At 65.0% G+C, this 24621-nt stretch carries 23 protein-coding genes; 14 read left to right on the forward strand and 9 right to left on the reverse strand.

Translation table 11 applies throughout. From position 1 onward, the window contains the following. Positions 1 to 37 precede the first annotated feature (37 nt). Positions 38 to 1195, reverse strand: a complete 1158-nt coding sequence (locus tag ACQR1E_RS00795; RefSeq protein WP_315759740.1) for an IS481 family transposase — start codon at positions 1193 to 1195, stop codon at positions 38 to 40. An 800-nt stretch (positions 1196 to 1995) separates the two neighbouring features. On the opposite strand from ACQR1E_RS00795, the gene ACQR1E_RS00800 reads away from it, so the two are divergent. The 3 genes from ACQR1E_RS00800 to ACQR1E_RS00810 all read left to right on the forward strand — a co-directional run bounded on the left by ACQR1E_RS00800 (position 1996) and on the right by ACQR1E_RS00810 (position 4550). Then, positions 1996 to 2682, forward strand: coding sequence for a UPF0149 family protein (locus ACQR1E_RS00800; protein WP_434843082.1), 687 nt, complete (start codon positions 1996 to 1998; stop codon positions 2680 to 2682). 104 nt (positions 2683 to 2786) lie between these two features. Continuing rightward, the gene (locus ACQR1E_RS00805) at positions 2787 to 3341 is read left to right on the forward strand and encodes an SRPBCC family protein (protein ID WP_315711749.1); all 555 of its coding nucleotides are present in this window, start codon (positions 2787 to 2789) and stop codon (positions 3339 to 3341) included. Positions 3342 to 3617: 276 nt separating this feature from the next. Continuing rightward, positions 3618 to 4550 carry a cytochrome D1 domain-containing protein gene (locus tag ACQR1E_RS00810; protein ID WP_315712611.1) on the forward strand — a complete coding sequence of 311 codons (933 nt, stop codon included), beginning with the start codon at positions 3618 to 3620 and terminating at the stop codon, positions 4548 to 4550. A 184-nt stretch (positions 4551 to 4734) separates the two neighbouring features. Here ACQR1E_RS00810 and ACQR1E_RS00815 read toward each other — a convergent pair whose 3' ends face one another. Then, complete coding sequence (locus tag ACQR1E_RS00815) at positions 4735 to 5379, reverse strand: HAD hydrolase-like protein (RefSeq protein WP_434843081.1); 645 nt, start codon at positions 5377 to 5379, stop codon at positions 4735 to 4737. Between the two features lie 273 nt (positions 5380 to 5652). Here ACQR1E_RS00815 and ACQR1E_RS00820 point away from each other — a divergent pair, with 273 nt between their 5' ends. The 3 genes from ACQR1E_RS00820 (at position 5653) to ACQR1E_RS00830 (ending at position 7688) form a co-directional block, all read left to right on the forward strand. Next, the gene (locus ACQR1E_RS00820) at positions 5653 to 6645 is read left to right on the forward strand and encodes a lipase family protein (protein WP_434843080.1); all 993 of its coding nucleotides are present in this window, start codon (positions 5653 to 5655) and stop codon (positions 6643 to 6645) included. 161 nt (positions 6646 to 6806) lie between these two features. Continuing rightward, on the forward strand, positions 6807 to 7121 hold the full coding sequence (locus ACQR1E_RS00825) for a hypothetical protein (RefSeq protein ID WP_315751035.1): 315 nt from the start codon (positions 6807 to 6809) through the stop codon (positions 7119 to 7121). A 237-nt stretch (positions 7122 to 7358) separates the two neighbouring features. Next, a complete protein-coding gene (locus ACQR1E_RS00830) occupies positions 7359 to 7688 on the forward strand; it encodes a hypothetical protein (RefSeq protein WP_315751036.1) in 330 nt (109 codons plus the stop codon). Between the two features lie 191 nt (positions 7689 to 7879). Here the strand turns inward: ACQR1E_RS00830 and uvrA are convergent, their stop codons facing one another. From uvrA to ACQR1E_RS00860, 6 genes are all read right to left on the reverse strand, one after another. Further along, positions 7880 to 10873, reverse strand: a complete 2994-nt coding sequence (gene uvrA / locus ACQR1E_RS00835; RefSeq protein ID WP_434843079.1) for an excinuclease ABC subunit UvrA — start codon at positions 10871 to 10873, stop codon at positions 7880 to 7882. Between the two features lie 276 nt (positions 10874 to 11149). Then, positions 11150 to 11794, reverse strand: coding sequence for an outer membrane protein (locus ACQR1E_RS00840; RefSeq protein ID WP_434843078.1), 645 nt, complete (start codon positions 11792 to 11794; stop codon positions 11150 to 11152). Between the two features lie 293 nt (positions 11795 to 12087). Further along, complete coding sequence (locus tag ACQR1E_RS00845; RefSeq protein WP_315827542.1) at positions 12088 to 12828, reverse strand: outer membrane protein; 741 nt, start codon at positions 12826 to 12828, stop codon at positions 12088 to 12090. A gap of 212 nt (positions 12829 to 13040) precedes the next feature. Further along, positions 13041 to 13826 carry an outer membrane protein gene (locus ACQR1E_RS00850; RefSeq protein ID WP_434896543.1) on the reverse strand — a complete coding sequence of 262 codons (786 nt, stop codon included), beginning with the start codon at positions 13824 to 13826 and terminating at the stop codon, positions 13041 to 13043. Positions 13827 to 14089: 263 nt separating this feature from the next. After that, a complete protein-coding gene (locus ACQR1E_RS00855; protein WP_315827544.1) occupies positions 14090 to 14845 on the reverse strand; it encodes an outer membrane protein in 756 nt (251 codons plus the stop codon). 192 nt (positions 14846 to 15037) lie between these two features. Continuing rightward, positions 15038 to 15793, reverse strand: a complete 756-nt coding sequence (locus ACQR1E_RS00860; protein ID WP_315827545.1) for an outer membrane protein — start codon at positions 15791 to 15793, stop codon at positions 15038 to 15040. Positions 15794 to 16255: 462 nt separating this feature from the next. Between ACQR1E_RS00860 and ACQR1E_RS00865 the strand changes: the two genes are divergently transcribed. The 4 genes from ACQR1E_RS00865 to gyrA all read left to right on the forward strand — a co-directional run bounded on the left by ACQR1E_RS00865 (position 16256) and on the right by gyrA (position 20831). After that, the gene (locus tag ACQR1E_RS00865; protein WP_315711764.1) at positions 16256 to 16753 is read left to right on the forward strand and encodes a single-stranded DNA-binding protein; all 498 of its coding nucleotides are present in this window, start codon (positions 16256 to 16258) and stop codon (positions 16751 to 16753) included. 116 nt (positions 16754 to 16869) lie between these two features. Then, a complete protein-coding gene (locus ACQR1E_RS00870; RefSeq protein WP_316175358.1) occupies positions 16870 to 17502 on the forward strand; it encodes an HD domain-containing protein in 633 nt (210 codons plus the stop codon). Positions 17503 to 17516: 14 nt separating this feature from the next. Further along, positions 17517 to 17915: a DUF2306 domain-containing protein gene (locus tag ACQR1E_RS00875; RefSeq protein WP_434896544.1), complete on the forward strand. Its 399-nt coding sequence runs from the start codon at positions 17517 to 17519 to the stop codon at positions 17913 to 17915. A gap of 171 nt (positions 17916 to 18086) precedes the next feature. Beyond that, positions 18087 to 20831, forward strand: a complete 2745-nt coding sequence (gene gyrA / locus ACQR1E_RS00880) for a DNA gyrase subunit A (RefSeq protein WP_315711767.1) — start codon at positions 18087 to 18089, stop codon at positions 20829 to 20831. Positions 20832 to 20921: 90 nt separating this feature from the next. Here gyrA and ACQR1E_RS00885 read toward each other — a convergent pair whose 3' ends face one another. Beyond that, on the reverse strand, positions 20922 to 21179 hold the full coding sequence (locus ACQR1E_RS00885; protein WP_316165348.1) for a hypothetical protein: 258 nt from the start codon (positions 21177 to 21179) through the stop codon (positions 20922 to 20924). Between the two features lie 293 nt (positions 21180 to 21472). Here ACQR1E_RS00885 and coaD point away from each other — a divergent pair, with 293 nt between their 5' ends. The 4 genes from coaD (at position 21473) to queA (ending at position 24592) form a co-directional block, all read left to right on the forward strand. After that, on the forward strand, positions 21473 to 21967 hold the full coding sequence (gene coaD / locus ACQR1E_RS00890; protein WP_315827550.1) for a pantetheine-phosphate adenylyltransferase: 495 nt from the start codon (positions 21473 to 21475) through the stop codon (positions 21965 to 21967). Between the two features lie 68 nt (positions 21968 to 22035). Beyond that, a complete protein-coding gene (locus tag ACQR1E_RS00895; RefSeq protein ID WP_316165350.1) occupies positions 22036 to 22599 on the forward strand; it encodes a peptidylprolyl isomerase in 564 nt (187 codons plus the stop codon). Positions 22600 to 22893: 294 nt separating this feature from the next. Further along, positions 22894 to 23358, forward strand: a complete 465-nt coding sequence (locus ACQR1E_RS00900) for a peptidylprolyl isomerase (protein ID WP_315799860.1) — start codon at positions 22894 to 22896, stop codon at positions 23356 to 23358. Between the two features lie 139 nt (positions 23359 to 23497). Then, positions 23498 to 24592, forward strand: coding sequence for a tRNA preQ1(34) S-adenosylmethionine ribosyltransferase-isomerase QueA (gene queA, locus ACQR1E_RS00905; RefSeq protein WP_315751039.1), 1095 nt, complete (start codon positions 23498 to 23500; stop codon positions 24590 to 24592). Positions 24593 to 24621 lie beyond the last annotated feature (29 nt).

The raw sequence follows: 24621 nt of genomic DNA on the forward strand, positions 1-24621 counted from the left end.
GTCATTGCGAGCGAAGTGTTCAGCCCGGAGACATAGCTTACACCTGTTCGGGGACATAGTTGACAGTTTTGGGGTCGCGCAGATCAATCGCTGCGATCTGATGTGCGGCAAAGAAAATTCCGAACTTTCCGTCGGCACTGAGTGGCCGGATAGCCAGCCGCTCACCTCGGAAGGCTTGCGGGACTTTCCAGAGCCGCCCCTCGAAACTGACGTAGGCCTTCGTGCTCGACACGGAACGGATGCTCTCACCCTCGTCGTATTCGACGATCGGAAGCCGGTCGGGCATCGCACGTTGGCTCGGTTGATAGCGGCTTGCCGGCACGTCGAAGTTCAAGGCCTCGTGCGGCCGGTCGAGATTGTAGACAGAGCGCCATCCGTCGAGTGCCCGCTGGACATCGGGAAGATCACGGTAGCGCCTGAAGGCAAACACCTCGGCCTTCAGACTACGGTGGAAGCGTTCGTTCTTGCCGCGGCTCTGAGGATGGTAGGGCCGGCTGTGGATCGTTCGAACGCCGAGCTTCAGAAGCCAGACCGTCAACGCGGTCCAGGGGTCTTCGAGGGTAAATCCCCAGGGGCCACCATTGTCGACGAACATCGCATCCGGCAGTCCATAACGGCGGAACGTCGTCTCCAAATGTCCTTTGACTGTAGAGCCGCGCTCGTTGTCACAAGCCGCCAGGCACAACGAGAAGCGGGAGTGATCGTCCAACGCTGTCAGCGGATGACAGGACACACCGTTCTCCAGCGCACTGTGCCCCTTGAAGTCCATCTGCCACAGCTGATTGGGCGCATCCTTCTCGAACCGCGTGTAGGGCTGTCCGGGCGTGCCTGCAGGCTCGACCACTCGATCGTAGCGGCGCAGGATGGTGTGCACGGTGGATATCGCCGGGACAGCTTGACCATCACGCTCAAGACACCGTGCGAGCTTGCGCGCGCCCCAGGCCGGGTGAGCATCGCGCAATGCGACGATCTGCTGCTCGGTCGCAGCCGCGGTGCGCTCCGGACTTCGATGAGGCCGCCGCGACCGATCCGCCAGCGCCGTGTCCCCAGCGTCATGCCGCTGGATCCATTTGTAGCCCGTCTGAGGGCTGATGCCGAACCGCCGACACAGCTCCCGCCGGTTCGCCCCTTCCTGCTTGGCAAGCATCACAAACTCTCGTCGCTGGTCCATGACAGACACCTCTCGCCACGGCATCGCTCGCCCCTCTGCTTGACGAATCGAGCCGATTTTGAAGTATCAACCATCTCCCCGAACACCCGTCAGCTATGTCACCGGGCTGAACAGAAGCGAAGCAATCCAGGATCCCACGAGGACTCTGGATCGCTTCGTCGCTTTGCTCCTCGCGATGACGGAGAGACATGACTTCGCGTTCTCGCCGTGCCAGGTGCACCCGAGCTTTGACGTTCATTCCGCCCTCCTCAGTGAGAGGGCGCAGGGAAGGCCGGGTGCAGGCCGCACCCATGGCCCGCCTGCGAAAAAAAATGCAGGCGGCAGGAACCACAGGATTGGCCGAACAACCGGCCTTCCCTGCGCGACGGTTTCTACCGGCTTATACGCGCTCTCCTCGGTGCGCCGGGCCTTCTGGCCACCGTCATCGGCGCGACGCCTTGAAGGCATCGACACCCACTTGACCTCAGCGTCGGGAGGTCAGGACCACACGATTTCGCCGTCCGCCACAAAACCCGTCGTCTGCGCAAAAGCGCCGGGCCCGTGACGTCCATCGCATCCCGCCCTCCACGCCCGTGACGACCGCGAAGCGCCCCTCTCGTGAGGACAGGACGCATGCAGGAAAACAGAAATTCCGAAATGGCGAAACAGGAATATTTTTCACGGCAGGACTGGACAAGGGTGATGCCGCTGATCCCGTGCGCAAATTTAGGTTTTGCGCGCATGGCCGTTTTGGTGTCAAAACGGCCGCGTCGTGGCTCGGCCATGTGCGCGCCGTGCCCGTCGGGCGACTCGGAACGTGACAGGAGCGAAGGAAGAGGGGCTGCATGCCGGAGCAGATCGGTCGCCACGACAAGCTCGAACAGGCGCTCCTGGCCCTGGATGATCGCGCCATGGTGCTGGAGGAGCTCGACGGCTTCATCGCCGGCCTGCTCGTGCTCCCTGAGCCGATTCCGCCGGGCGAATGGTTCGCGGCGGCCTTCGGGCTCGGCAAGGGCCGTCGCTCCGTGTTCACCGGCATCGACCATGCCAACGAGGTGCTCGGGCTGGTCATGGACTATCACCGGGAGATCGCGCTGACGCTCGCGCATCATCCGGAGCAGTACCAGCCGCGCTTTCCGATCGACGGCTTCAACGGCGAGGTCGTCTGGGAGCTGTGGATCGACGGCTTCGCGGCGGCCACGAACCTGCGTCGTGACAGGTTCGATGCGTATGAGCGGGTGGGCGGCGAAGTCGCCATGGCTGCGGTCGGTCTGATGATGATGATCGGTGCAACTCTCGACGAGAACCCGGATCCCGTCGAATATCGAAATCTCAGTCGCAACGCGCCCCAGAATATCCGCGAGGCGGTGCTGACGCTGCATCAATACCGGCAGAGCGGGGCTCCGCTGCCCGCGTCCACCAGCTTCGCCCGGCAGCCCAATCCCTTCGCGTCGTTCGGCAAGGTCGGCCGCAACGACCCCTGTCCCTGCGGTTCCGGCCAGAAATACAAGCGCTGCTGCGGCGCGAATTGATCGGCCACGACACGGTCTTTTTTGTTGCAACAATCGGGAGCGGTGCAAAGATGCGCCGCCGTGCGCCGGATGCGCCGGCCAATGAGAGTGACTGAGGAAACGACATGAGGATGGTGTTCGGCAAGGCGCTGGCCGTGACGGCGGCGCTCGCGATCGCAACGACGGCCCTGACCACAGCGGATGCGCATGGTCCGACCCGGCGCAAGGTGCAGGAGCACGTCGAGATCAACGCCGCGCCCGCCAAGGTGTGGGCCGTGATCGGCAACTTCCAGGACATGAGCTGGCTCGGCGTGGTCGACAAGACCGCGGGCGACAAGGGCAACGAGATTGGCGCCACGCGCAAGCTGACCCTGAAGGGCGGCGCTACCGTCGACGAGGAGCTCTACAAATACGACGCCGAGAAGATGAGCTATTCGTACCGCATCACCGCCGTCGACGTGAAGGTGCTGCCGGTGACGAACTACTCGTCGACCATCGCGGTGACGCCGAGCGCGGACGGCAAGGGTAGCGTGGTCGAATGGACCGGCGCGTTCTACCGCGGCTTCCCCAACAACGATCCGCCACCGGAGCTGAACGACGAGGCCGCGGTCAATGCGGTGACCGGCCTGTACAAGGGCGGGCTCGAAGGACTGAAGAAGAAGGTGGAAAGCGGGAGCTGATTGGATACGACCATGTCGCCAAGTCAGCGCTGCGCTCCCTCTCTCCGTTCTTACGGGGAAAGGGTTGGGGTAAGGGGCTGCCGAACGGGTGGTGTGGGTGGTGGGACCTGTGCCCCCTCACCCGGATTGCATCTGGCGATGCAATCCGACCTCTCAGCGCGAGCGAAGCTCGTCGCGGCCCCGCATCCGCCTTCGCTCTGCGAGCTACGGCGGACAAGAGCGGGGCGAGGTGGGTACAAGGCAAGGCGCTGCACCACTCATCGTCTCCCAGATCCTATTCGAGCGTTTCTGCTCGCAGCCTTGCTCGTCTGCTGCGCCAGTGCCCATGCCGAGGAGGCCTTCGTCACCAACCAGCTCAGCGACGATCTGACGATCGTCGACCTCGCGACCTCGAAGCCGGTGGCGACGATCCCGATCGGCGGCAAGCCGGCCGGCGTCGCGGTGGCTGCCGACGGACGCTTCGCCTATGTGGCGAGCCCGGACGACAAGAGCGTGAGCGTCGTCGACGCTGTCGCGCGAAAGGTGGTTGGACGGGTCGAGGTCGGTGGCGGGCCGCTCGGCATTGCCGTGACGCCGGACGGTTCGACGGTCTACGTCGCAGACTGGTACAACGCCGCAATCCGCGTGATCGATGCGAAGACCCGGACCGTGACCGGCAGCATCGCGGTCGGCGCCTCGCCGTCGGGGCTTGCGGTGACACAAGACGGCAAGCTGCTGCTCTCCGCCGACCGCGATGACGACATGGTCTCGGTGATCGACACGGCGACGCGCCAGCGCCTTGCGACCATCAAGGTCGGCACGCGGCCGTTCGGTGTCACCATCGACGCCGAGGGCAAGCGCGCCTACACGGCAAATGTCGCCTCCAACGACGTCTCGGTGATCGACCTCGCCGAGCGCCGCGAGATCGGCCGGGTCAAGACCGGTTTGCGGCCCTATGCGGTGGCGCTGGCGCAGGGCAGGGGCTTCGCCACCGACCAGTATGACGGCACGGTCAGCGTGTTCGACCTGGCGAGCCTGCAGCCGCTCAAGCGCATTAGCGTCGGCGACTATCCGGAGGGCATCGAGGCGACCGCCGACGGCCAGCGCGTCATCGTCGCCAATTGGGAGAGCAACATTCTGAGCGTCATCGACGTGGCCGCGCTGAAGGTCACCGGAGAGATCAAGGTCGGCGACGGTCCGCGCGCATTCGGCGCGTTCCTGCGGCGGTGAGCAGGTCCGCCGGTGGCGGAAATGGAGTTGCATCTGCAGCCTCCGTCACTGCGAGCGCAGCGGCGCAGCGAAGCAATCGAGGCCGCGCGAAGACTCTGGACTGCTTCGCTGCGCTCGCAATGACGCGGTGAGGTTATCGAGGCTCGTCACTATCCCTGCATGTCGCCGGCGGCGCTGATGCAGGCTACGAATCTCGTCTGGCGGGCACCACCAACCGCTCCACGATCTCGTCCATCCGGGTGAACAGCATCTCCGGCTGGTGGTCGCGCAGCGCCTGCTCCGCGGCATAGCCCCATGTCACCGCGCCGAAGGCGATGCCGGCGGCACGCGCCGCCTCGATGTCGCGGGTCTCGTCGCCGATCGCGATGGCCTCTGCCGGGTCGACGCGCAGCCGCTTCAGCACCCGGCGAAACTTCCGTGCCTTGCCGAACACCGAGGCCGAGCAATCGAAATCGGCGAACAGCCCGGCGCGCGATCCGAGCTTCTGCCGCGCGTTGGCCTCGCTGTCCGACGAGACCAATGCGAGCATGGTGCCGTTCGCGGCAAGGGTGTCGAGCATGATGTCGACGCCTGCGAACAGCGGGATGCTCGCTGCATGCGCCGTCTTCAGTTGGCGCACGTGGCGCGCGATGAAGGGCAGCTTCCAGCGCGGCACCTGAAGGAAATCGAGGATCTCACGGGTCAAGGCATGGCGGAGCCCGTCGATGTCCTCGTCCTTCACCTGACGAAAGCCGAAGCGCTGCGCGACGACGTTCACGTGGGTGCGAAACCACGGGAAGCTGTCGGCGAGCGTGCCGTCGAGATCAAAGATGACGAGAGAGTAGGGCATCGCGCGAGGTGAGCGTGGCGAGGAGTTGATGATCGTCGAGGCGTGTCGTCCTGCGACAGCCCTGCGCCATAGCAATGGGAGGGGCGGCGCGCAATGAGATGCGATCATTGCGTGTCGCAGCTCCACGGTGACGTTCGATGATCAGGGGTTGAACATGTTGTGATGTGCACCTGGAGATAACGCGGTCTATCATCCCGGTGGGCCGGCGGATCATGGTCTGCCTGCCCGATTTGATCGAAATTGTTTTCATCATTCAAGCCAGAGAGATTTCACATGGCCCTCAACAAGGTTGCTGCAGCGTATCTGTCCTACTTCGCCTATATCGACGACGCGCTCGATGTGGTTCAGCCGAGCGATTTCGTGGCGATGCTGAAGTCCGTCCCGTCGGGTGCGGCGAACGGTCCGTGGTCGCTATGCTGGGGCCCGGCGGTCAACAACGGCGTGCTCGCCTATGTCGCGCAAGGCAGCGACGGCAGCTACGCGGTGGCGTTCCGCGGCACCGATGTCGATGGCTCGGTCGCCGGCGCGTTCGAGAACGTGCTCGCCGATGCCGATGCTGTCTTCCAGGTGCCGTGGCTCTATCCGCAGCAGGCCGGAGCGCCGCTGCAGATCAGCGCCGGAATCAACGACGCGCTGGCGCTGGTCATCGCGCTCACCGATCCCACGACGGACCTGTCGCTGCTGGACTATCTGCGCGGCCTTGCGTCCAAGCAGAACCTGCAACTGATGGTGACCGGGCACAGTCTCGGCGGCGCGCTCGCCGTGGTGGCGACGGCGTGGCTGCAGGACCAGTTGCCGAAGCTGAACTCGTCGCTGACGTTCACGCTGTGGCCGCACACCTTCGCGGCTCCGACGATGTGGAACGCGGGCTTCGCGACGACCTTCGCAAAGAGCTACACCTATTACGCGGCGGTCAACAGCAACGACATCGTGCCGATGGCCTGGGCCAACCTGAACGGAATTCTCGGTACCTATCCGCCGCCGGCGCCGGTCCTGAAGGACACCAACTACTACTCGATCTACAAACCGCTCGAGTGGCTCAGCGCAGCGATCCCGACCTATACGTCGATTGCGCCGAGCAATCCGGATCTGTTCACGATTACGCCGATCGTCGAGGCGAACGACTCCTGGACCGCGGAAGCCGGCTACATGCATTCCATGCAGCTGCAGTATTTCCCGCATGCGACCGGCACGAAGGCGCCGCTGCTGCCGGGAGTCACCAAGACCGGCGTGGCGCGGCCACGGGCGGTCGCCGTCGCGGCCTGAGCGCCGCAGGGCAGCTCTTGCAGGGCTGGGTTCGCTCAGTCCTGCAAGGGGGGCTCGGTGCGTCGGCCAATCAACCTTTCATCACGTTTTTTGTGAGTGTGCGCTGCAGGAACGCCTTGCGCCGTGCGGTGGTTGACCCGCACAGAAGCAAGGAGAGAGACATGCAACGCACGATCAAGATGGCCGCGCTGGCCGGAGCCACGCTGGTGATCGGCACCGCCGCGGCGTCCGCGCAGGGCTATGCCCGTTTCGGCGACTCGATGGCCTGGGTGCCGCCGGCGCAGACCTCCGATTCCGAGCCGGTGTATGGCGCCGCGCCGGCGCCGGCCTACGCGCCGGGTCCGGTGGCTGGCCCAGTGGCCTGGGGCCACGGCTACAACGGCACCAACCATCCGACCCCTGGCTCGACCCAGGGCGACGTCGGTCCGTCCGGCAACAACAACGGCACGCTGACCGGCGCCTACCGGCAGTGGTAGTTGCCATCTCGCGCTGAAGTGAGTCGATCAAGCCCGCCGCTCCGACAAGAGCGGCGGGTTTGTCGTCCGAGAGGGCGCCCAGTCGCTTGCGAGGTGATGCGACCAGCATTCCGGATCATCTGATCGCGGCAACGTGAGCGCCACGTTGTGTCGCACACATGTTGTGGCGGGTGGCGGAACTGCCGGGGCATGACGATGGTTTGTTCCTCGATGAATTGGGAACAACGGAGCAAGTTCATGACACGCACGTTTGGATTGGCAGCGCTCACCGCCGTCACGCTGGTCGCCGGCACGATCGGCGCCTCGGCCGGCGAATACGGGCCGGGCGGCTACGGCTATGGCGGCCAGGTCACCAGCACCTATGCCTACCGCGACTCCTTCGCCTGGGCGCCAGGGCCGGTCTATGAGGAAGGCTACGTCGCCGTCGCGCCGGGCCCGTATGACGGCCCGGGCTGGGGCGCCGGCTACAACGGCACCAACCACCCGACCCCGAGCTCGACCCAGGGCGACGTCGGCCCGCGCGGCAACAACAACGGCACGCGGAGCGGGTATTACCGTCAGTGGTAATCTGAGTTCGTTGCAGAAACATCGAGCCCGCCGCTCTGCAGGGCGCGGCGGGCTTTGCTGTGATGAACCGGTATCGACCACATGCGTCATTGCGAGGAGCGCAGCGACGAAGCAATCCAGAGTCGCGTACGCGGCCCTGGATTGCTTCGCTTCGCTCGCAATGACGATCGATACAAGGGAATTGAGGGCAACTACTCCGCAGCCTCGCTCGCCGCGCCGCGGCCGCGCTTCTTCGGCTTGGCCGACTTCTCCAGCACCGGCTTGAGGAACTGCCCGGTGTAGCTGCGCGGCGCCTTGACGATATCTTCCGGCGGGCCCCAGGCGACGATCTCGCCGCCGCCGTCGCCGCCTTCGGGGCCGAGGTCGATGACCCAGTCGGCGGTCTTGATGACCTCGAGATTGTGCTCGATCACGACCACCGTGTTGCCCTGCGCGACCAACTCGTGCAGCACCTCCAGCAGCTTCTTGACGTCGTGGAAGTGCAGGCCCGTCGTCGGCTCGTCCAGGATGTAGAGCGTGCGGCCGGTGGCGCGCTTGGACAGCTCCTTGGCGAGCTTGACGCGCTGGGCCTCACCACCGGACAGCGTGGTGGCCTGCTGGCCGACGTGGATGTAGTCGAGGCCGACGCGGCGCAGGGTCTCGAAGGTGTCGCGCACCCGCGGCACCGCCTTGAAGAACTCCGCGGCCTCCTCGACGGTCATGTCGAGCACGTCGGCGATCGACTTGCCCTTGAACAGGACGTCGAGCGTCTCGCGGTTGTAGCGCTTGCCCTTGCAGACGTCGCAGGTGACGTAGACGTCGGGCAAAAAGTGCATCTCGATCTTGATGACGCCGTCGCCCTGGCACGCCTCGCAGCGGCCGCCCTTGACGTTGAAGGAGAAGCGGCCGGGCTCGTAGCCGCGCGCCTTGGATTCGGGAAGGCCGGCGAACCATTCGCGGATCGGCGTGAACGCGCCGGTATAGGTCGCGGGGTTGGAGCGCGGCGTGCGGCCGATCGGCGACTGGTCGATGTCGATGATCTTGTCGATATGCTCCAGCCCCTCGATGCGGTCGTGCGGCGCGGCGGCCTCGTTGGCGCCGTTGAGCTTGCGTGCGATCGACTTGTAGAGCGTGTCGATGAGAAGCGTCGACTTGCCGCCGCCGGACACGCCTGTGATCGCGGTGAACAGGCCGAGCGGGATCTCGGCCGAGACGTTCTTCAGATTGTTGCCGCGGGCATTGACGACCTTGATGGTGCGGCGATGGTTCGGCGGCCGCCGCTCCGGCACCTCGACCTCGAGCTCGCCGGTGAGATATTTGCCGGTCAGCGACGCCGGATTGCGCATGATCTCGGTCGGCGTACCCTCGGCGACGATGTGGCCGCCATGGGTGCCGGCGCCGGGACCGATGTCGAGCACATAGTCGGCGAGCCGAATCGCGTCCTCGTCATGTTCGACGACGATGACGGTGTTGCCGAGGTCGCGCAGCCGCTTCAGCGTGTCGAGCAGGCGGGCATTGTCGCGCTGGTGCAGGCCGATCGACGGCTCGTCGAGCACGTAGAGCACGCCCGTCAGCCCCGAGCCGATCTGCGACGCCAGGCGGATGCGCTGGCTCTCGCCGCCGGACAGCGTGCCGGAGGAGCGCGCCAGGGTCAGGTAGTTCAGGCCGACGTCGAGCAGGAAGGTGAGGCGGTCGCGGATCTCCTTCAGGATGCGGGTGGCGATCTCGGTCTGCTGCGCATTGAGCTGCTTCGGCACCTCGGCGAACCACTCGCCGGCCGCCTTGACGGAGAGGTCGCTGATCTCGCCGATGTGCTTGCCGCCGACCTTGACGCACAGCGCCTCGGGCTTCAGCCGAAAACCCTTGCAGCCGGCGCAGGGCACGTCGTTGAAGTATTTGCCGAGCTCCTCGCGCGCCCATTCGCTCTCGGTCTCGCGGAAGCGGCGCTCGATGTTGGTGATGACGCCCTCGAACGGCTTCTTGGTGTCGTAGGCGCGGACGCCGTCCTCATAGGTGAACTTGATCTCGTCGTCGCCGGAGCCGTGCAGCAGCGCGTTCTGCGTCTTCTTCGGCAGATCCTTCCACTTGGTGTCCAGCGTGAACTTGTAGAACTTGCCGAGCGCGGTCAGGGTCTGCAGGTAATAGGGCGACGACGACTTGGCCCAGGGCGCGATCGCGCCCTTGCGCAGGGTGACGTCCTTGTCGGGAATGACGAGGTCGGCATCGACGTGCTGCTCGACCCCCAGGCCGCCGCATTCCGGGCAGGCGCCGTAGGGGTTGTTGAACGAGAACAGCCGCGGCTCGATCTCGGGGATCGTGAAGCCGGAGACCGGGCAGGCGAACTTCTCCGAGAACAGGATGCGCTCGGGCCCGCTCTTGTCGTGGATCTTTGCGGTTTTCTTTTTTTCCTTCTCCTCCGCCGGCGCGGCCGAGGCGGGAGCGTCTGCGAACTCGATGACGGCCAGGCCTTCGGCGAGCTTCAGCGCAGTCTCGAAGCTTTCTGCGAGACGCTGGCCGATGTCGGGGCGCACGACGATGCGGTCGACGACGACGTCGATATCGTGCGGGAACTTCTTGTCGAGCGTCGGCGCCTCGGCGAGCTCATGGAAGGTGCCGTCGATCTTGACGCGCTGAAAGCCCTTCTTGAGATATTCGGCGAGCTCCTTCTTGTACTCGCCCTTGCGGCCGCGCACGACCGGCGCCAGCAGATAGAGGCGGGTGCCCTCGGGCATCGCCAGCACGCGGTCGACCATCTGCGAGACGGTCTGGCTTTCGATCGGCAGGCCGGTCGCCGGGGAGTAGGGCACGCCGACGCGCGCCCACAGCAGGCGCATGTAGTCGTAGATCTCGGTGACGGTGCCGACTGTCGAGCGCGGGTTCTTCGAGGTCGTCTTCTGCTCGATCGAGATCGCCGGCGACAGGCCGTCGATCTGGTCGACGTCCGGCTTCTGCATCATCTCCAGGAACTGGCGGGCATAGGCCGACAGCGATTCGACGTAGCGGCGCTGACCCTCGGCGTAGATCGTATCGAAAGCGAGCGAGGACTTGCCGGAGCCGGACAGCCCGGTGAACACGACGAGCCTGTCGCGCGGGATCTCGACGTCGATGTTTTTCAGATTGTGCTCGCGGGCGCCGCGGATGGTGATGGCCCGCAGGCTCGACTGGTTGGCTTGCGCGCGCTGCTTGGCCTTGAGCACTTCATCCATGACGATCGTCCCACGGCGCAGAGTCGCGCCATCGTTGCAGGCGCGTTTCGCCGGAAGCCGGCCATCGGACGCCAGGGGGAAAAGGTATGGTCGGAACGTAGGAAGAACGGAGCTGGATTTCCAGTGCCGTCAGCGAATCATCAACAATGCGCTCAGGGAATGGCAGCGACTGGCAGGAGGCTGCCGGTTCCGTCCTGGTTTGTGCACGATCCCACAAAGAAAAAGCCTCCGCTCTGGCAGAGCGGAGGCTGTGTGCGTTGGCCCGGAGGCAAAAACTTAGAAGTGGTAGTTGATGCCGACCTGACCGGAATGCACGTTGAGGGTGCCGGTCGTGAGCGTGCCAAGGCCGGTGAAGGTGTAGTTCTCGCCACCGAAGCTCTTGTAGAGGTACTCGCCCTTCAGCGACCAGTTCGGGGCGAACATGTACTCGACGCCAGCGCCGACGGTCCAGCCGGAGTGGATCTTGCTGTCGGCAGCGGCGAAGCCGGGGGCCGTCAGCGAGATGCGGTTGTCGGCCCAGGCGTAACCACCGGTCGCGTACAGCAGGGTCGGGCCGAAGGCGTAGCCGATGCGGCCGCGGACAGTGCCCCAGTCGCGGATCTTGGACTCGGCGTTGACACCGAGCGCGCCGACGTTTGCGTTGATGTCGGCCCAAGCGGCGTCGGCCTCGAGGCCGAACACGACAGCACCCTGCTGCCAGTTGTAGCCGACGGTGCCGCCGGCGAAGCCGCCCTTCATAGCCGCGAAGTCAGCGTTCTCGTTGGCGTAGCCGCCCATGGCACCGATGTAGAAGCCGGTCCAGGTCAGCACCGGCGCAGCAACCGGGGCCTTGGTGTAGGTCGGGCGCGCGGCAAGATCAGCGGCGGCAGCGGGAGCGGCCAGGGCGGCCAAGGCCACGGTCGCGAGCAGGATCTTCTTCATTCCAGTCTCCAGTTTATTTTTATTCCTCGAAGTCCGCATCGCACCGATAAGCTTACGCACGAAACAGACTCACCCGTTCAAGTTGACGAGGTTCCTATAGCCCGGTTCCGTACGGATTACCGTCACCCTGAAGACACACTCGCGCCCAAACCGCGTTTTTACGGCCAAGTTCCAGAAAGCCTATGTCACTCAATTACTTGGTTCCGGGTGTGGCGAGCCGGCAAGGTGGCATCAGGGCAACAAAAAAGGCCGGCTTTCGCCGGCCCTTCTCGGAACCTGTCGGTTTGCAGGCATCAGTACTTTGCGATGACCGGGCCGCCGAAGTGGTAGCTGAGGCCGGCCTTGACCGTGTGAACGGTGTCCTTCCACTCGGAGCGGTTGAGCGCCGCAGCGCTGTACTGGATCGTGCTCTTGCCGAAGTCGAGATAGTTGTACTCGAGCTTGGCCGACCAGTTCGGCGCGAACATGTATTCGGCGCCGGCGCCGACCGTATAGCCCCAGCGGGTGGTGTTCTGGCTGAAGACGTTGCCGGGCACGCCGTCATAGCGATGCTGCAACTGGCCCACCGCGGCGCCGCCACTGACGAAGAACAGGGCGGGACCGGCGGCATAGCCGAGGCGGCCCTTGATGTCGCCGAAGCTGGTCAGCTTGGTGAAGAAAGTGTCGCCGACGCCGGCATTGACCACGGCGGAGCGGCCGTTGATGTCGGCCCAGTGATAGTCGCCTTCGAGGCCGAACACGACGTTGTCGACCTGCCAGTTGTAGCCGACCACGCCGCCGACGAAGCCGCCATTGGTGTTGTAGTTCTGGGTGCCCAGGAAGCCCGGCGCATTGAAGCGGCCGAGGAAGGTCTCCTTGCTGGTGCCCCAGCCGCCGCCGCCCTGGATGCCGGCGTAGAGGCCCGACCAGCTCAGGATCTGCGCGACCATCGGCGGCGCCTTGGTGTACGGGCGGGCCGCCATGTCGGCCGCCGACGCGGATGTGGCGGATGCGATGCCGACGAGCGCCGTCGTGATCACAAGCAACTTCTTCATCAAATTCTCCCCCGGGAGGTTGGAATGACAAGCGATGGGCAAGTCATACACAGGGCATCCCGGAGAGGCTGTAACGCGCCCGCCACAGAAATTAAAAAGCGTTATATATCATATATTTAGCACAAAAACGCCGCGACGCTGCCGGGCTGTTGACACGAAAAAGGCCGGCGCGACGGCCGGCCTTTCCGAATGCGTGCGAGCGGCGGCTTTTTTCAGTAGCGCGTGCCCATCGGCGCCCCGAATCGATAGTTCACGCGGACGGTCGCCATGTCGATGTCCTGCTTGATGGTATCGACGCGCGACAGCACGGTTGCGGTGGCCGGGAAGCTGATGTCGCGCGAGCCCATGAACAGGTGGTCGTACTCGACGGCGACCGACCAGTTCGGCGCGAAGCCGAACTCGACGCCGGTACCGACGGTGCCGCCCCAGCGGGTCTCACTGGCGGAATCCAGCAGCGTGCCGACCGGGAAGGGCGCGGCCGCATTCGCCGTGCCGGTGTATTTGTTGTGGGTGACGGCGGCGCCGCCCTTCACGTACCAGAGCACGTTGCCCCAGGCGTAGCCGACCTGGCCGGTGAACAGGCCGATCGCATCGGTCGTGGTGGTGTTGGTGATGCCCGCGGCCAGCGCAGCCGTGCTCGCATTGGACGACTTCAGGTCGGTCCAGTTGCCCTGGGCCTCGACGCCGAACACCCAGCTCGCCGCCTGCCAGCGATAGCCGACCTGGCCGCCGATGAGGCCGCTCGAGGCGTTGTGGCAGCCTTCGGACTGGGTCGGCACGACCGCCACGCCGCCGACGCGGTTGAGCGTCCAGCAATTGTGGCTCCAGTCGGCGCCGCCATTGACGCCGAGGTAGAACCCGGCCCAGCTCGGCAGCGGCGTGACATAGGCCGGCGGCGGCGCCTTGCTGTAAGGGCGCGTCGCGAAGTCGGCCGCCGAGGCCGGCGCCAGTCCCAGCGCCGCGGCGCTTGCGGTCAAGATCAAGGTCGTCTTCTGCATTCGTCTCTCCCCAGTCCCAATACACCACGCTCCGGATCCCTCCGATCCGGGCCCACGCGAAGGTGGCCTGTGGCTGGTTGTAAGGGAGACTGCTTTCCAAACTCGTGACCGGGACGAGCCGCGTGGCGGGATGTACCGATCGTGCTTAAGCGCGGGTAAAGACGGCGACTGCCAGTGCCGACGGGGGAGCTGTGTCACAGCGTGAGTGACGACAGGCCGGGCAAGCGCCGCCGCGTGAGATCCCGAGTGTCAGCCCTCGAGGGTCAGTGCTTGGAAACGACGGGACCGCCCCAGCGATAGTTCACGCGGACCGTCGCCATGTCGACGTCCTGGCCGACCGCATCGGTCCGGCCCGCGGCTCCAAGGGGAACACCCGAGAAGCCGAGGGTGCGGTTGCCCATGAACAGGTGCTCGTATTCGGCTGCGACCGACCAGTTCTTGGCGAAGCCGACCTCGACACCAGTCCCGACCGCAGCCCCCCAGCGCGTGGCGCTGGACACGTCGAGCACCACGCCCGTGGCCGTGGAGAGGCCGTTGTACTTCTCACCCGCGACCGCGGCGCCACCCTTCACGTACCAGAGCACGTTGTTCCAGGAATAGCCGATCTGGCCGGTGAACACGCCGATGCCGTTGATCTTGGTCTGGTTGGTCACGGCCGGGGCGAACTGGCTGGTGTTGCTGCCCTTGAGGTTGGCCCAGTTGCCTTGACCTTCGATGCCGAACACCCAGCCGCCAGCCTGCCAGCGATAGCCGATCTGGCCGCCCGCCAGCGCGCCGGTCGCATCATGGCAGCCTTCCGCGTTGGTTGCGGCCACGCCGGCAAAGCTGACCTTGTTGGTCCAGCAGGTGCGGGCCGCTGCGCCACCGGCATTCAGGCCGATATAGAAGCCACTCCAATCATAGATCGTCGTGATCATCGCAGGCGCTTTGGTGAAGGTGCGCGCGGGCAGATCGGCAGCGATGGCCGGCGCAATCCCCAGCGCCAGCGAAGTTGTCGCCCCCAGCAACAGCCTTCTCATCGCATTCCCCAAACCACGTCCGACGCCCGCACGCACGCTCTCACCAACGCCCACCCGCCGGACGTTGATAGCTCCTTCCGCCGTAAAAAGCCGTCACCCAAAGGACACAACGGCTCGGCAAGTGCCGGTTCTGGCACACAAAAAAGGCCGGCGCGAGGCCGGCCTTTCGACATATTCGCTTTTTGCGTGCAATCAGTAGCGCGACACGATCGGGCCGCCGAAGTGATAGGAGACGCCCGCCTTGACGGTGTGCACGGTGTCGCTCCACTCGGAGCGATTGGCCGGAACCGCGCTGTACTGAATCGAGCTCTTGCCGAAGTCGAGATAGTTGTATTCGACCTTGGCCGACCAGTTCGGCGCGAACATGTACTCGGCGCCGGCGCCGATCGTCCAACCCCAGCGCCAGTTGTTCTGAGCGAAGCTATTCGCCGCGCCACCATTGAGCGCTGCGTCGTAGCGGTGTTGGAGATCGCCGACGGCAGCGCCGCCGCTGACAAAGAACAGCGCCGGACCCGCAGCCCAGCCGAGGCGGCCCTTGATGTCGCCGAAGCCGCGCAGCCTGGTGAAGTAGGTATCGCCGAGACCGGCGTTGACGACGCCCGACCGGCCGTTGATGTCGGCCCAGTGATAGTCGCCCTCGAGACCGAACACGATGTTGTCGACCTGCCAGTTGTAGCCGACCACACCGCCGACGAAGCCGCCGCTGGTGTCATAGTTCTGGGTGCCGGCAAAGATCGCCGTATTCGGCGCCCCGAAGAAGGTCTCGTTGCTGCGGCCCCAGCCGCCTCCGCCCTGCAGGCCGAGGTAGAAGCCGGCCCAGGTCGGAAGCGGCGCCGGCGCCATCACCGGGGCCTTCGTGTACGGGCGGGCGGCGAGATCGGCGGCTCCCGCCGGCGTCAGCGCCCCCAAAACCATCAAGCTGACAGCTCCGAGAAAAATTCGTTTCATCCCAAGTCTCCCGCGTTGGGCGTCTCCAAAATGGTCCCCGGAGACGCTCGTCTGTGAAGTTGGTGCGACCACGCTTGCGGCCCCAATCCATCCTCAAATATACGCGATTCAACCCTGGATACCGTCTCCCAAAAGCCACAGCCGAGGAGGAAGTGAGGCTGGCTAACTTAATGAAAGTTAATCCCTTTTTCGTGAATAAGGGAACTTTTTCCGGGTTCCATTGCGAGAACTTGCGGTTCCATCGAGTTCCGTGGAACTCGACGCACGGTTGTAGACATATGGGCGCGAACAAAACTGGAACAGTGGCCTTCCGCCTGCTATATGTGGATAAGCAATGGACAGGGCGGGTGGACCGCGCGGCAACCGTATAGGGTCCGCCGCGAGAGGAAGGGTTAGCCACCGGACGCCGTGAGGCCGGTGTGGACGGCCGGTCCGATGATCGAGAACCGCGGGAGAGTGGTGATGGCGGGTAGTGTGAACAAGGTGATTCTGGTCGGCAACCTCGGCAAGGACCCCGAGATCCGGCGCACGCAGGATGGGCGGCCGATCGCCAATCTGAGCATTGCGACGTCGGAAACGTGGCGCGACAAGGCGACCGGCGAGCGCAAGGAAAAGACCGAGTGGCACCGCGTGGTGATCTTCAACGAGGGTCTTTGCAAGGTCGCCGAGCAGTATTTGAAGAAGGGCGCCAAGGTTTACATCGAGGGCGCGCTGCAGACCCGCAAATGGACCGATCAGAGCGGTGTCGAGAAGTACTCGACCGAGGTCGTGCTGCAGGGCTTCAACTCCACCCTGACGATGCTCGATGGCCGGGGCGGCGGTGGCGGCAGCTTCTCCGATGACATGGGTGGCGGTGATTTCGGCAGCAGCGGTCCGTCGATGGCGCCGCCGCGCCGCGCGGTTGCTTCGGCGGGCGGTGGCGGACGCAACAGCGACATGGACGACGACATTCCGTTCTGAGGCGCGCGCGCGGACGCTGCTGATGCGAGCCGGCTTGCCCGTGTCTGGACGGCAGGCCGGCGGTCATCCGAGGGGGCCGGCCGGGGTGCTGCAAGCGATCGTGCGAGGTTGGTGCGATGATGGAGGCTGTGGCAAGGACCCTCGACTTCTATCGGCTCGCCGAGGGCCTGAAGCGCGAGTTGCGCCACAGTTGGCTGTCTGACGGGCGCCGCGAGAGCGTGGCCGAGCATAGCTGGAGCATGTCTCTGCTCGCGTTGCTCGTGCACCGTCATCTCGAAAGACCGGTCAAGATCGATCGCGTGCTGAAGATGATCATCGTCCACGACCTCGTCGAGGCGCTGGTCGGAGACGTCCCCTTCTTCGAGACCGGCAGCCGAAAGGATGCCAAGGTCGCCAAGGAGCGCGAGGCGATCGAAGTCATCCGGTCGCGCTTGCCCGGGGGAGGCGGGCAGGAGATATTCGACCTGTTCCATGAATTTGAGGCGAAGCTCACGGCGGAGGCCAAGTTCGCCGCGGCGCTCGATCACCTCGAGGTTCAGATGCAGCACAACCTTGCCGATCTTGGGACCTGGGAGCCCGTCGAGTACGATCTCGTCTACACCAAGATGGACGCGGTATGCGCCCATGACGCCATGCTCGTCGAACTGTGCGGGCTGGTGAAAGGCCAAGCCGAAGCCAAGATGCGTGCTGGCAGCGTGGATGTCGACGCAATCAAGGAACGTCTGCACGAGCTGCGGGCTGCGATCTAGCTCTGGGGGCTGCCATGAGCTTCGCGCCGCTGCTCGACGCCGAGCCCGCCGTCCAGCTGCACGCCGTCGCCGCGATGACGGCGTTCGCGCTCGGGCTCGTTCAGTTCGCCGCCCCGAAGGGGACCGTGCCGCATCGAACGGTCGGCTGGATCTGGGTCGCGCTCATGGTTGCCGTTGCAGCCAGTTCGTTCTGGATTCACACCATCCGGTTGGTCGGTCTATGGAGCCCGATCCACCTGCTGTCGATCTACACGCTGGCCGTGCTGCCGCTGGCGGTGTGGGCTGCGCACCGGCACCGGGTGGCGGCCCATCGCCGGGCCATGATCATGCTGTTTTCCGGCGCCCTGGTGATCGCCGGACTGTTCACGCTGCTGCCGGGACGCATCATGCACAAGGTCGTCTTCGGGCCGTAGCCGAAGACGGTTCCCGGAGCCTGCCATGGGCGGCCGCGGCAACCGGTTAAGTGACTGGAAAGGCGAGCAGAAAAAGCGCTCTTCGGATCGCCTTGGGGGTGGCCTGCGGCACGCTCCTGCGCTATATGATTCCAAGCGATTTTCGCGTGTCAAAACCGACCGGTATCCCCTTTGTCCGATAAAGAAGATGAGAAGCCCGGCGAGCCGGGCGGACCTTCCGACATTCGTCCCGTCTCCATCCTCGATGAGATGAAGCGCTCCTACCTCGATTACGCGATGAGCGTGATCGTGTCGCGAGCGCTGCCCGATGCGCGCGACGGCCTGAAGCCGGTGCATCGGCGCATCCTCTATTCGATGTACGAGCAGGGGCACACGCCCGACAAGAAATACGTCAAGTCCGCGCGCGTGGTCGGTGACGTCATCGGTAAATACCATCCGCATGGCGACCAGTCGATCTACGACGCCATGGTGCGCATGGCGCAGGACTTCTCGATGCGCGTGCCGCTGATCGACGGCCAGGGCAATTTCGGCTCCGTCGACGGCGATCCGCCGGCCGCCTACCGATACACCGAAGCGAAGCTCGCCAAGTCGGCGATCCCGCTGCTCGACGACATCGACAAGGACACCGTCGACTTCCAGCCGAACTACGACAATTCGGACAAGGAACCGTCGGTTCTTCCGGCCAAATATCCGAACCTGCTGGTCAATGGCGCCGGCGGCATCGCGGTCGGCATGGCCACCAACATCCCGCCGCACAATCTCGGCGAGGTGATCGATGCCTGCATCGCGCTGATCGACAATCCCGCGCTCACGATCGACGAGCTCATCAACATCATTCCGGGGCCGGATTTCCCGACCGGCGGCATCATTCTTGGACGCGCCGGCGTCCGCTCGGCCTATCATCTGGGCCGCGGCTCGATCATGATGCGCGGCAAGGTGACGATCGACACGATCCGCAAGGATCGCGAGGCGATCATCATCTCCGAGATTCCCTACCAGGTGAACAAGGCCACGATGGTCGAGCGCATCGCCGAATTGGTGCGCGAGAAGAAGGTCGAAGGCGTTGCCGACCTGCGCGACGAGAGCGACCGCGACGGCTACCGCGTCGTCGTCGAGCTGAAGCGCGACGCCGTGCCGGACGTCGTGCTCAACCAGCTCTACAAGTTCACGCCGCTGCAGACGAGCTTCGCCGCCAACATGCTGGCGCTCGACGGCGGCCGCCCGCAGACGATGACGTTGAAGGACCTGCTGACGATCTTCGTCGCGTTCCGCGAGCGTGTCGTCACGCGCAGGACCAAGTTCCTGCTCAACAAGGCGCGCGACCGCGCCCACATCCTGGTCGGCCTCGCCGTGGCCGTGGCCAATATCGACGAGGTCATCCGGGTCATCAGGACCTCGCCCGATCCTGCGACCGCGCGCGAGGCGTTGATGTCGCGCGACTGGCCGGCGCGCGACGTCGAGGCCATCATCACGTTGATCGACGATCCGCGTCATCGCCTCGCCGAGGACGGTACCATCCGGCTGTCGTTCGAGCAGGCCAAGGCGATTCTCGACCTGCGTCTGCAGCGCCTGACCGCGCTCGGCCGTGAAGAGATTTCCGACGAGCTCGACAAGCTCAAGGTCGAGATCAACGACTATCTCGACATCCTGCGCTCGCGGGCGCGGGTGCAGGGGATCATCAAGGACGAGCTCGCCGCGATCAAGGCGGAGTTCGGCACGCCGCGCCGTACCGTGATCGCCGAGCAGGAAGGCGAGGTCGAGGACGAGGACCTGATCCAGCGCGAGGACATGGTCGTGACCGTGTCGCATGCCGGCTACACCAAGCGCGTGCCGCTGTCGGCCTATCGGGCGCAGCGCCGCGGCGGCAAGGGCCGTTCGGGCATGCAGACCCGCGAGGAGGATTTCGTCAGCCGGCTGTTCGTGGCCTCCACGCACACGCCGGTGCTGTTCTTCTCGTCGCGCGGCCAGGTCTACAAGGAGAAGGTCTGGCGACTGCCGATCGCGGCGCCCAACGGGCGCGGCAAGGCGCTGATCAACATCCTGCCGCTGGAGCAGGGCGAACGCATCACCACGATCATGCCGCTGCCGGAGGATGAATCCTCCTGGGCCAATCTCGACGTGATGTTCGCCACCACCGGCGGCAACGTCCGCCGCAACAAGCTGTCGGATTTCGTCGACGTGCGCCGCTCCGGCATCATCGCGATGAAGCTCGACGAGGGCGAGGAGATCGTCAACGTGCAGATCTGCACCGAGCGTGACGACGTGCTGCTCACGGCGTCGGGCGGGCAGTGCATCCGATTCCCCGTCACCGACGTGCGCGTCTTCACCGGGCGGACCTCGATGGGCGTGCGCGGCATCGCGCTCGCCGGCGGCGACAAGGTGATTTCGCTGTCGATCCTGCGCCATGTCGAAACGACCTCGGACGAGCGTACGGCGTACTTGAAGATGCGCCGGGCGATGTCGGGCGATGCTGCCACCGAGGAGCCGGTCGAGACCGAGGGCGAGGAGGCGGCCGCTGGCGCGATCCAGCTGTCGCAGGAACGCTATGTCGAGATGTCGGCGCAGGAGCAGGTGGTGCTGACCGTCTCGGTCAACGGCTACGGCAAGCGCACCTCGTCCTACGAGTACCGCACCACCGGCCGCGGCGGCAAAGGCATCGTCGCGATGTCCGTCAACAACCGCAACGGCAAGCTCGTCGCCTCATTCCCGGTCGAGGATGGCGATCAGATCATGCTGGTGACGGACAAGGGGCAGTTGATCCGTTGCCCCGTCGACGGCATCCGCATCGCGGGACGCTCGACCCAGGGCGTCATCGTGTTCGACACCGCCGATGATGAGCATGTCGTGTCGGTGGAGCATATCGGCGAGGAGGCCGAGAACGGCAACGGGGCGAGCGAGCCGGCGAATGGCGAATAGGGAGTAGCGAATAGGGACGAATCAGGTTTCGGGCTATTCGCTATTCGCTATTCGCTATTCGCTATTCGCTATTCGCTATTCGCTCTCTCCTCACTGCGTCCGGTCGACTCCGATGATCCGCGCCTCACGAATGGTCCCCCGGGTTCCGGCGCTGCGCAGGCAGCCCGCTTCGAAGTTCGGCCAGGCCTGCTGTGAGCAGTCGCGGCCGATCGGTCGAATGTCCAGGCGGTCCGCCTTGGCGAGCGGACGCGGCACGCTGGCTTCGACCTGAGGAGCGAAGCCGGGCAGGAGGGTGATGCCGGCAGCCACCAAGCCGGCCGCTGCGACTGCAGATAGCGCTTTGATCATGACGGTCCCCTGTCTGGGCCGTTCGGCCCGTTGTTCGTTAAGGATTTGATAATCAGTTCGGGTTTCGAGACGTCTTCGCGGAACGGGCGAATTGGTTTCGTCTCGGCGCGAGCGTGTTTCGTGTCCCGAGTTCCGATGAAACAATCGCGGTAGCCGACCACAGTTCCGGCTCCCCGGTGTCGCACCCCATTTCATTGCGGTGCGGTCTCTCGGCCGCTCTTTGCTCATCACAGCCACGCCAGCGGGCCTGACGGCGGCTTGCCGGCCTGTTCCGGGCGGTATAGGACGGGCGCATGCAACGCATTGCGCTCTATCCGGGCTCGTTCGATCCCGTCACCAACGGCCATCTCGATGTGGTCCGGCAGGCCGTTCATCTCTGCGATCGCCTGATCGTCGCGGTCGGCGTGCATCACGGCAAGAAGCCGCTGTTCTCGACCGAGGAGCGGCTGGCGATGGCGCACGAGATCTTCGGTCCCGTCGCAGCCGCGGCGGGCTGCGGCTTCGAGGCTTCGACCTACGACAATCTGACCGTCACCGCCGCGCAAAAGGCCGGTGCGATCATGATGATCCGGGGCCTGCGCGACGGTACCGATTTCGACTACGAGATGCAGTTGGCCGGCATGAACCAGACCATGGCACCGCAGGTCCAGACGGTGTTCGTTCCAGCCTCGGTGGGTGTCCGTCCGATCGCGGCCACGCTGGTTCGCCAGATCGCCGCCATGGGCGGCGAGATCTCGCATTTCGTGCCGCCGTCGGTGGCCGAAAGTCTCAAGGCCAAGTTCAAGTGATCCTTCGGGCACCGGCCGCTTCCGGCGGTGCCTTCCTCGCCTCATCGTCTCATGTCATCGGAGTTGCCATGATCCGCGCTCTCGCTTTCGTCTTTGCTCTCGTGTTCGCATTGCCGGCGCTGGCCCAGTCGCTGCCTGCCGGCCTCGACAAGCAGAATGCCCTGGTCATCGACACCACCAAGGGCCGCATCATCATCAAGCTGCGCACCGATCTGGCGCCACAGCATGCCGAGCGACTGAAGACGCTGGCGCGCGAAGGCTTCTACAACAACGTGCCGTTCCACCGCGTCATGGACGGCTTCATGGCGCAGACCGGCGACGGCCAGAACTTCAATGGCACCGGCGGCTCGAAGTACCCGAACCTGAAGCAGGAGTTTTCGAGCACGCCGTTCAAGCGCGGCACCGTCGGCATGGCGCGCCGGGGCGACAGCGTCGATTCTGCCAACTCGCAGTTCTTCATCTGCTTCGGCGATGCGTCCTTCCTCAACGGCCAATACACCGTGATCGGCGAGGTCGTGCAGGGCATGGACGTCGTCGACAAGCTCAAGAAGGCGCCTGCGGGCTCGTCGGGCGGTGCCGTCACCGATCCGGACAAGATGGTGAAGGTTCAGGTCGCCTCGGACATCAAGTAGGCAGGCAGAGCAGGGGCATGCCCGGGTCTCGCGCCCGGGTTCCCCCGGGCCTTAAGGAACCTTTTGCCACGTCACGGAGGCATGCCGATTCTGCCGCCCTGTCACATCGACAGGGCCGGTGGCTTCAGCTTTAAGCGCATTGGGTCTATTCTGGGCCAGCATCGCGGGCCTCGTCGTGCTCGGATTGCCGTCAGGAGGGGTGACGGCCGCACATGGGAAGGCGCCGCGACATTTCAGACCCAGGATTTGCTTTGTCCTGACCCCCGTCAATTCTACAAAAACCGAGAGACCAGAATGGCTGTGACCGAAAATACCTTGATCCTCGAGACCACTCAGGGCCCCGTCACGATCGAGATGCGTCCCGATCTCGCGCCCGGCCATGTCGCGCGCATCAAGGAGCTCGTCCGCGAGGGCTTCTACGACGGCATCGTCTTCCACCGCGTCATCGACGGCTTCATGGCGCAGACCGGCTGCCCGCAGGGCACTGGCACCGGCGGCTCCGGCAAGAAGCTGAAGGCCGAGTTCAACGCCGAGCCGCATGTTCGTGGCACCGCCTCGATGGCGCGTGCGGCCAATCCTGATTCTGGCGACAGCCAGTTCTTCATCTGCTTCGACGACGCCCGCTTCCTGGACAAGCAGTACACGGTCTGGGGCAAGGTCACCGAGGGCATGGAGAACGTCGACAAGATCAAGCGCGGCGAGCCGGTGCAGAACCCGGACAAGATCGTGAAGGCCTACATGGCCGCCGACGCGGCTTAGACTTTGCGATCCTCACGGTGAGGCGCGTGCGCAGCACGCGTCTCGCACCATGAGGCAGACAGTCGGGCCTTCATCCTTCGCGACGCGTGCTGTCGCACGCGTCCCGGGATGAAGGGCCGATGGTCGTCCCAGAACGACGATGCGCACCGACCTGTTCGATTTCCGTCTTCCCCCCGAAAACATCGCGCTCCGCCCGGCGAGCCCGCGCGAGTCCGCGCGCATGCTGGTGGTGCAAGGCGACGGTGTCCTACGCGACCGCACGGTCGCCGACCTGCCGGACTGGCTGGAGCCCGGTGATCAGCTCGTCGTCAACGACACCAAGGTGATCGCGGCGCAGCTGTCCGGTCGGCGCATCAGCCGCGAGACCGAGGCGAAGATCGAGGCGACCCTGATCAAGCGGCTCGACGGCTCGCGCTGGCAGGCTCTGGTGCGGCCCGCCAAGAAGCTCGCGCCAGGCGATACGATCCGGTTCGGCAACGAGGGCAAGGTCTGCCTGCTCGGGCATCTCGACGCCACCGTCGAGGCCAAGGGCGAGGAGGGCGAGCTGACGCTGTCCTTTGTGTTCCATGGGCCCGCGCTCGACCAAGCGATCGCCGATCTCGGCCGGCCGCCGCTGCCGCCCTACATCGCCGGCAAGCGGCCCGCAGACGAGCAGGACGCGACAGATTATCAGACAATGTTCGCGGCCAAAGAGGGCGCGGTGGCTGCGCCGACGGCTGGGCTGCATTTCACGCCGACGCTTGAGCAGCGGCTGCGCGAGCGTGGCGTCGGGCTGCAGCGTGTCACCCTGCATGTCGGCGCCGGCACGTTCCTGCCCGTGAAGGTCGATGACACCGAAGGCCACCGCATGCATGCGGAGTGGGGCAGTCTCACGCCGGACACGGCGGCCGCATTGAACGAGGCGCGCGCCAAGGGCGGCCGCATCGTCGCGGTCGGCACGACGTCGCTGCGGCTCGTGGAGAGCGCGGCGCAGCCCGACGGCACGATCGCGCCGTTCGAGGCGGAGACGTCGATCTTCATTACGCCCGGCTATCGCTTCCGCGCGGTCGATATCCTGATGACCAACTTCCATCTGCCGCGCTCGACGCTGTTCATGCTGGTCTCAGCCTTCGCCGGCTTGGAGACGATGCACGCGGCCTATGCGCATGCGATCCGCAGCGGCTATCGCTTCTATTCGTATGGCGATGCGTGCCTGTTGTTTCGTCAGCCAGACGAGCGCATCGTCGAGCCGTAGGGTGGGCAAAAGGCCCACCCTGCAAGTTC

The sequence above is a fragment of the Bradyrhizobium sp. HKCCYLRH1030 genome (genome assembly GCF_051168395.1).
Lineage (GTDB): Bacteria > Pseudomonadota > Alphaproteobacteria > Rhizobiales > Xanthobacteraceae > Bradyrhizobium.

Excerpts from the sequence above, each read along its gene's own strand:
- ACQR1E_RS00855 (WP_315827544.1), bottom strand. The coding sequence starts at position 14,845 with ATGAGAAGGCTGTTGCTGGGGGCGACAACTTCGCTGGCGCTGGGGATT.
- coaD (WP_315827550.1), top strand. The coding sequence starts at position 21,473 with ATGCAACGCATTGCGCTCTATCCGGGCTCGTTCGATCCCGTCACCAAC.
- ACQR1E_RS00865 (WP_315711764.1), top strand. The coding sequence starts at position 16,256 with ATGGCGGGTAGTGTGAACAAGGTGATTCTGGTCGGCAACCTCGGCAAG.
- ACQR1E_RS00820 (WP_434843080.1), top strand. The coding sequence starts at position 5,653 with ATGGCCCTCAACAAGGTTGCTGCAGCGTATCTGTCCTACTTCGCCTAT.
- ACQR1E_RS00840 (WP_434843078.1), bottom strand. The coding sequence starts at position 11,794 with ATGAAGAAGATCCTGCTCGCGACCGTGGCCTTGGCCGCCCTGGCCGCT.
- queA (WP_315751039.1), top strand. The coding sequence starts at position 23,498 with ATGCGCACCGACCTGTTCGATTTCCGTCTTCCCCCCGAAAACATCGCG.
- ACQR1E_RS00795 (WP_315759740.1), bottom strand. The coding sequence starts at position 1,195 with ATGCCGTGGCGAGAGGTGTCTGTCATGGACCAGCGACGAGAGTTTGTG.
- ACQR1E_RS00805 (WP_315711749.1), top strand. The coding sequence starts at position 2,787 with ATGAGGATGGTGTTCGGCAAGGCGCTGGCCGTGACGGCGGCGCTCGCG.
- ACQR1E_RS00830 (WP_315751036.1), top strand. The coding sequence starts at position 7,359 with ATGACACGCACGTTTGGATTGGCAGCGCTCACCGCCGTCACGCTGGTC.
- ACQR1E_RS00895 (WP_316165350.1), top strand. The coding sequence starts at position 22,036 with ATGATCCGCGCTCTCGCTTTCGTCTTTGCTCTCGTGTTCGCATTGCCG.
- uvrA (WP_434843079.1), bottom strand. The coding sequence starts at position 10,873 with ATGGATGAAGTGCTCAAGGCCAAGCAGCGCGCGCAAGCCAACCAGTCG.
- ACQR1E_RS00885 (WP_316165348.1), bottom strand. The coding sequence starts at position 21,179 with ATGATCAAAGCGCTATCTGCAGTCGCAGCGGCCGGCTTGGTGGCTGCC.
- ACQR1E_RS00860 (WP_315827545.1), bottom strand. The coding sequence starts at position 15,793 with ATGAAACGAATTTTTCTCGGAGCTGTCAGCTTGATGGTTTTGGGGGCG.
- ACQR1E_RS00825 (WP_315751035.1), top strand. The coding sequence starts at position 6,807 with ATGCAACGCACGATCAAGATGGCCGCGCTGGCCGGAGCCACGCTGGTG.
- ACQR1E_RS00845 (WP_315827542.1), bottom strand. The coding sequence starts at position 12,828 with ATGAAGAAGTTGCTTGTGATCACGACGGCGCTCGTCGGCATCGCATCC.
- ACQR1E_RS00850 (WP_434896543.1), bottom strand. The coding sequence starts at position 13,826 with ATGCAGAAGACGACCTTGATCTTGACCGCAAGCGCCGCGGCGCTGGGA.
- ACQR1E_RS00900 (WP_315799860.1), top strand. The coding sequence starts at position 22,894 with ATGGCTGTGACCGAAAATACCTTGATCCTCGAGACCACTCAGGGCCCC.
- ACQR1E_RS00815 (WP_434843081.1), bottom strand. The coding sequence starts at position 5,379 with ATGCCCTACTCTCTCGTCATCTTTGATCTCGACGGCACGCTCGCCGAC.
- ACQR1E_RS00875 (WP_434896544.1), top strand. The coding sequence starts at position 17,517 with ATGAGCTTCGCGCCGCTGCTCGACGCCGAGCCCGCCGTCCAGCTGCAC.
- ACQR1E_RS00870 (WP_316175358.1), top strand. The coding sequence starts at position 16,870 with ATGATGGAGGCTGTGGCAAGGACCCTCGACTTCTATCGGCTCGCCGAG.
- ACQR1E_RS00800 (WP_434843082.1), top strand. The coding sequence starts at position 1,996 with ATGCCGGAGCAGATCGGTCGCCACGACAAGCTCGAACAGGCGCTCCTG.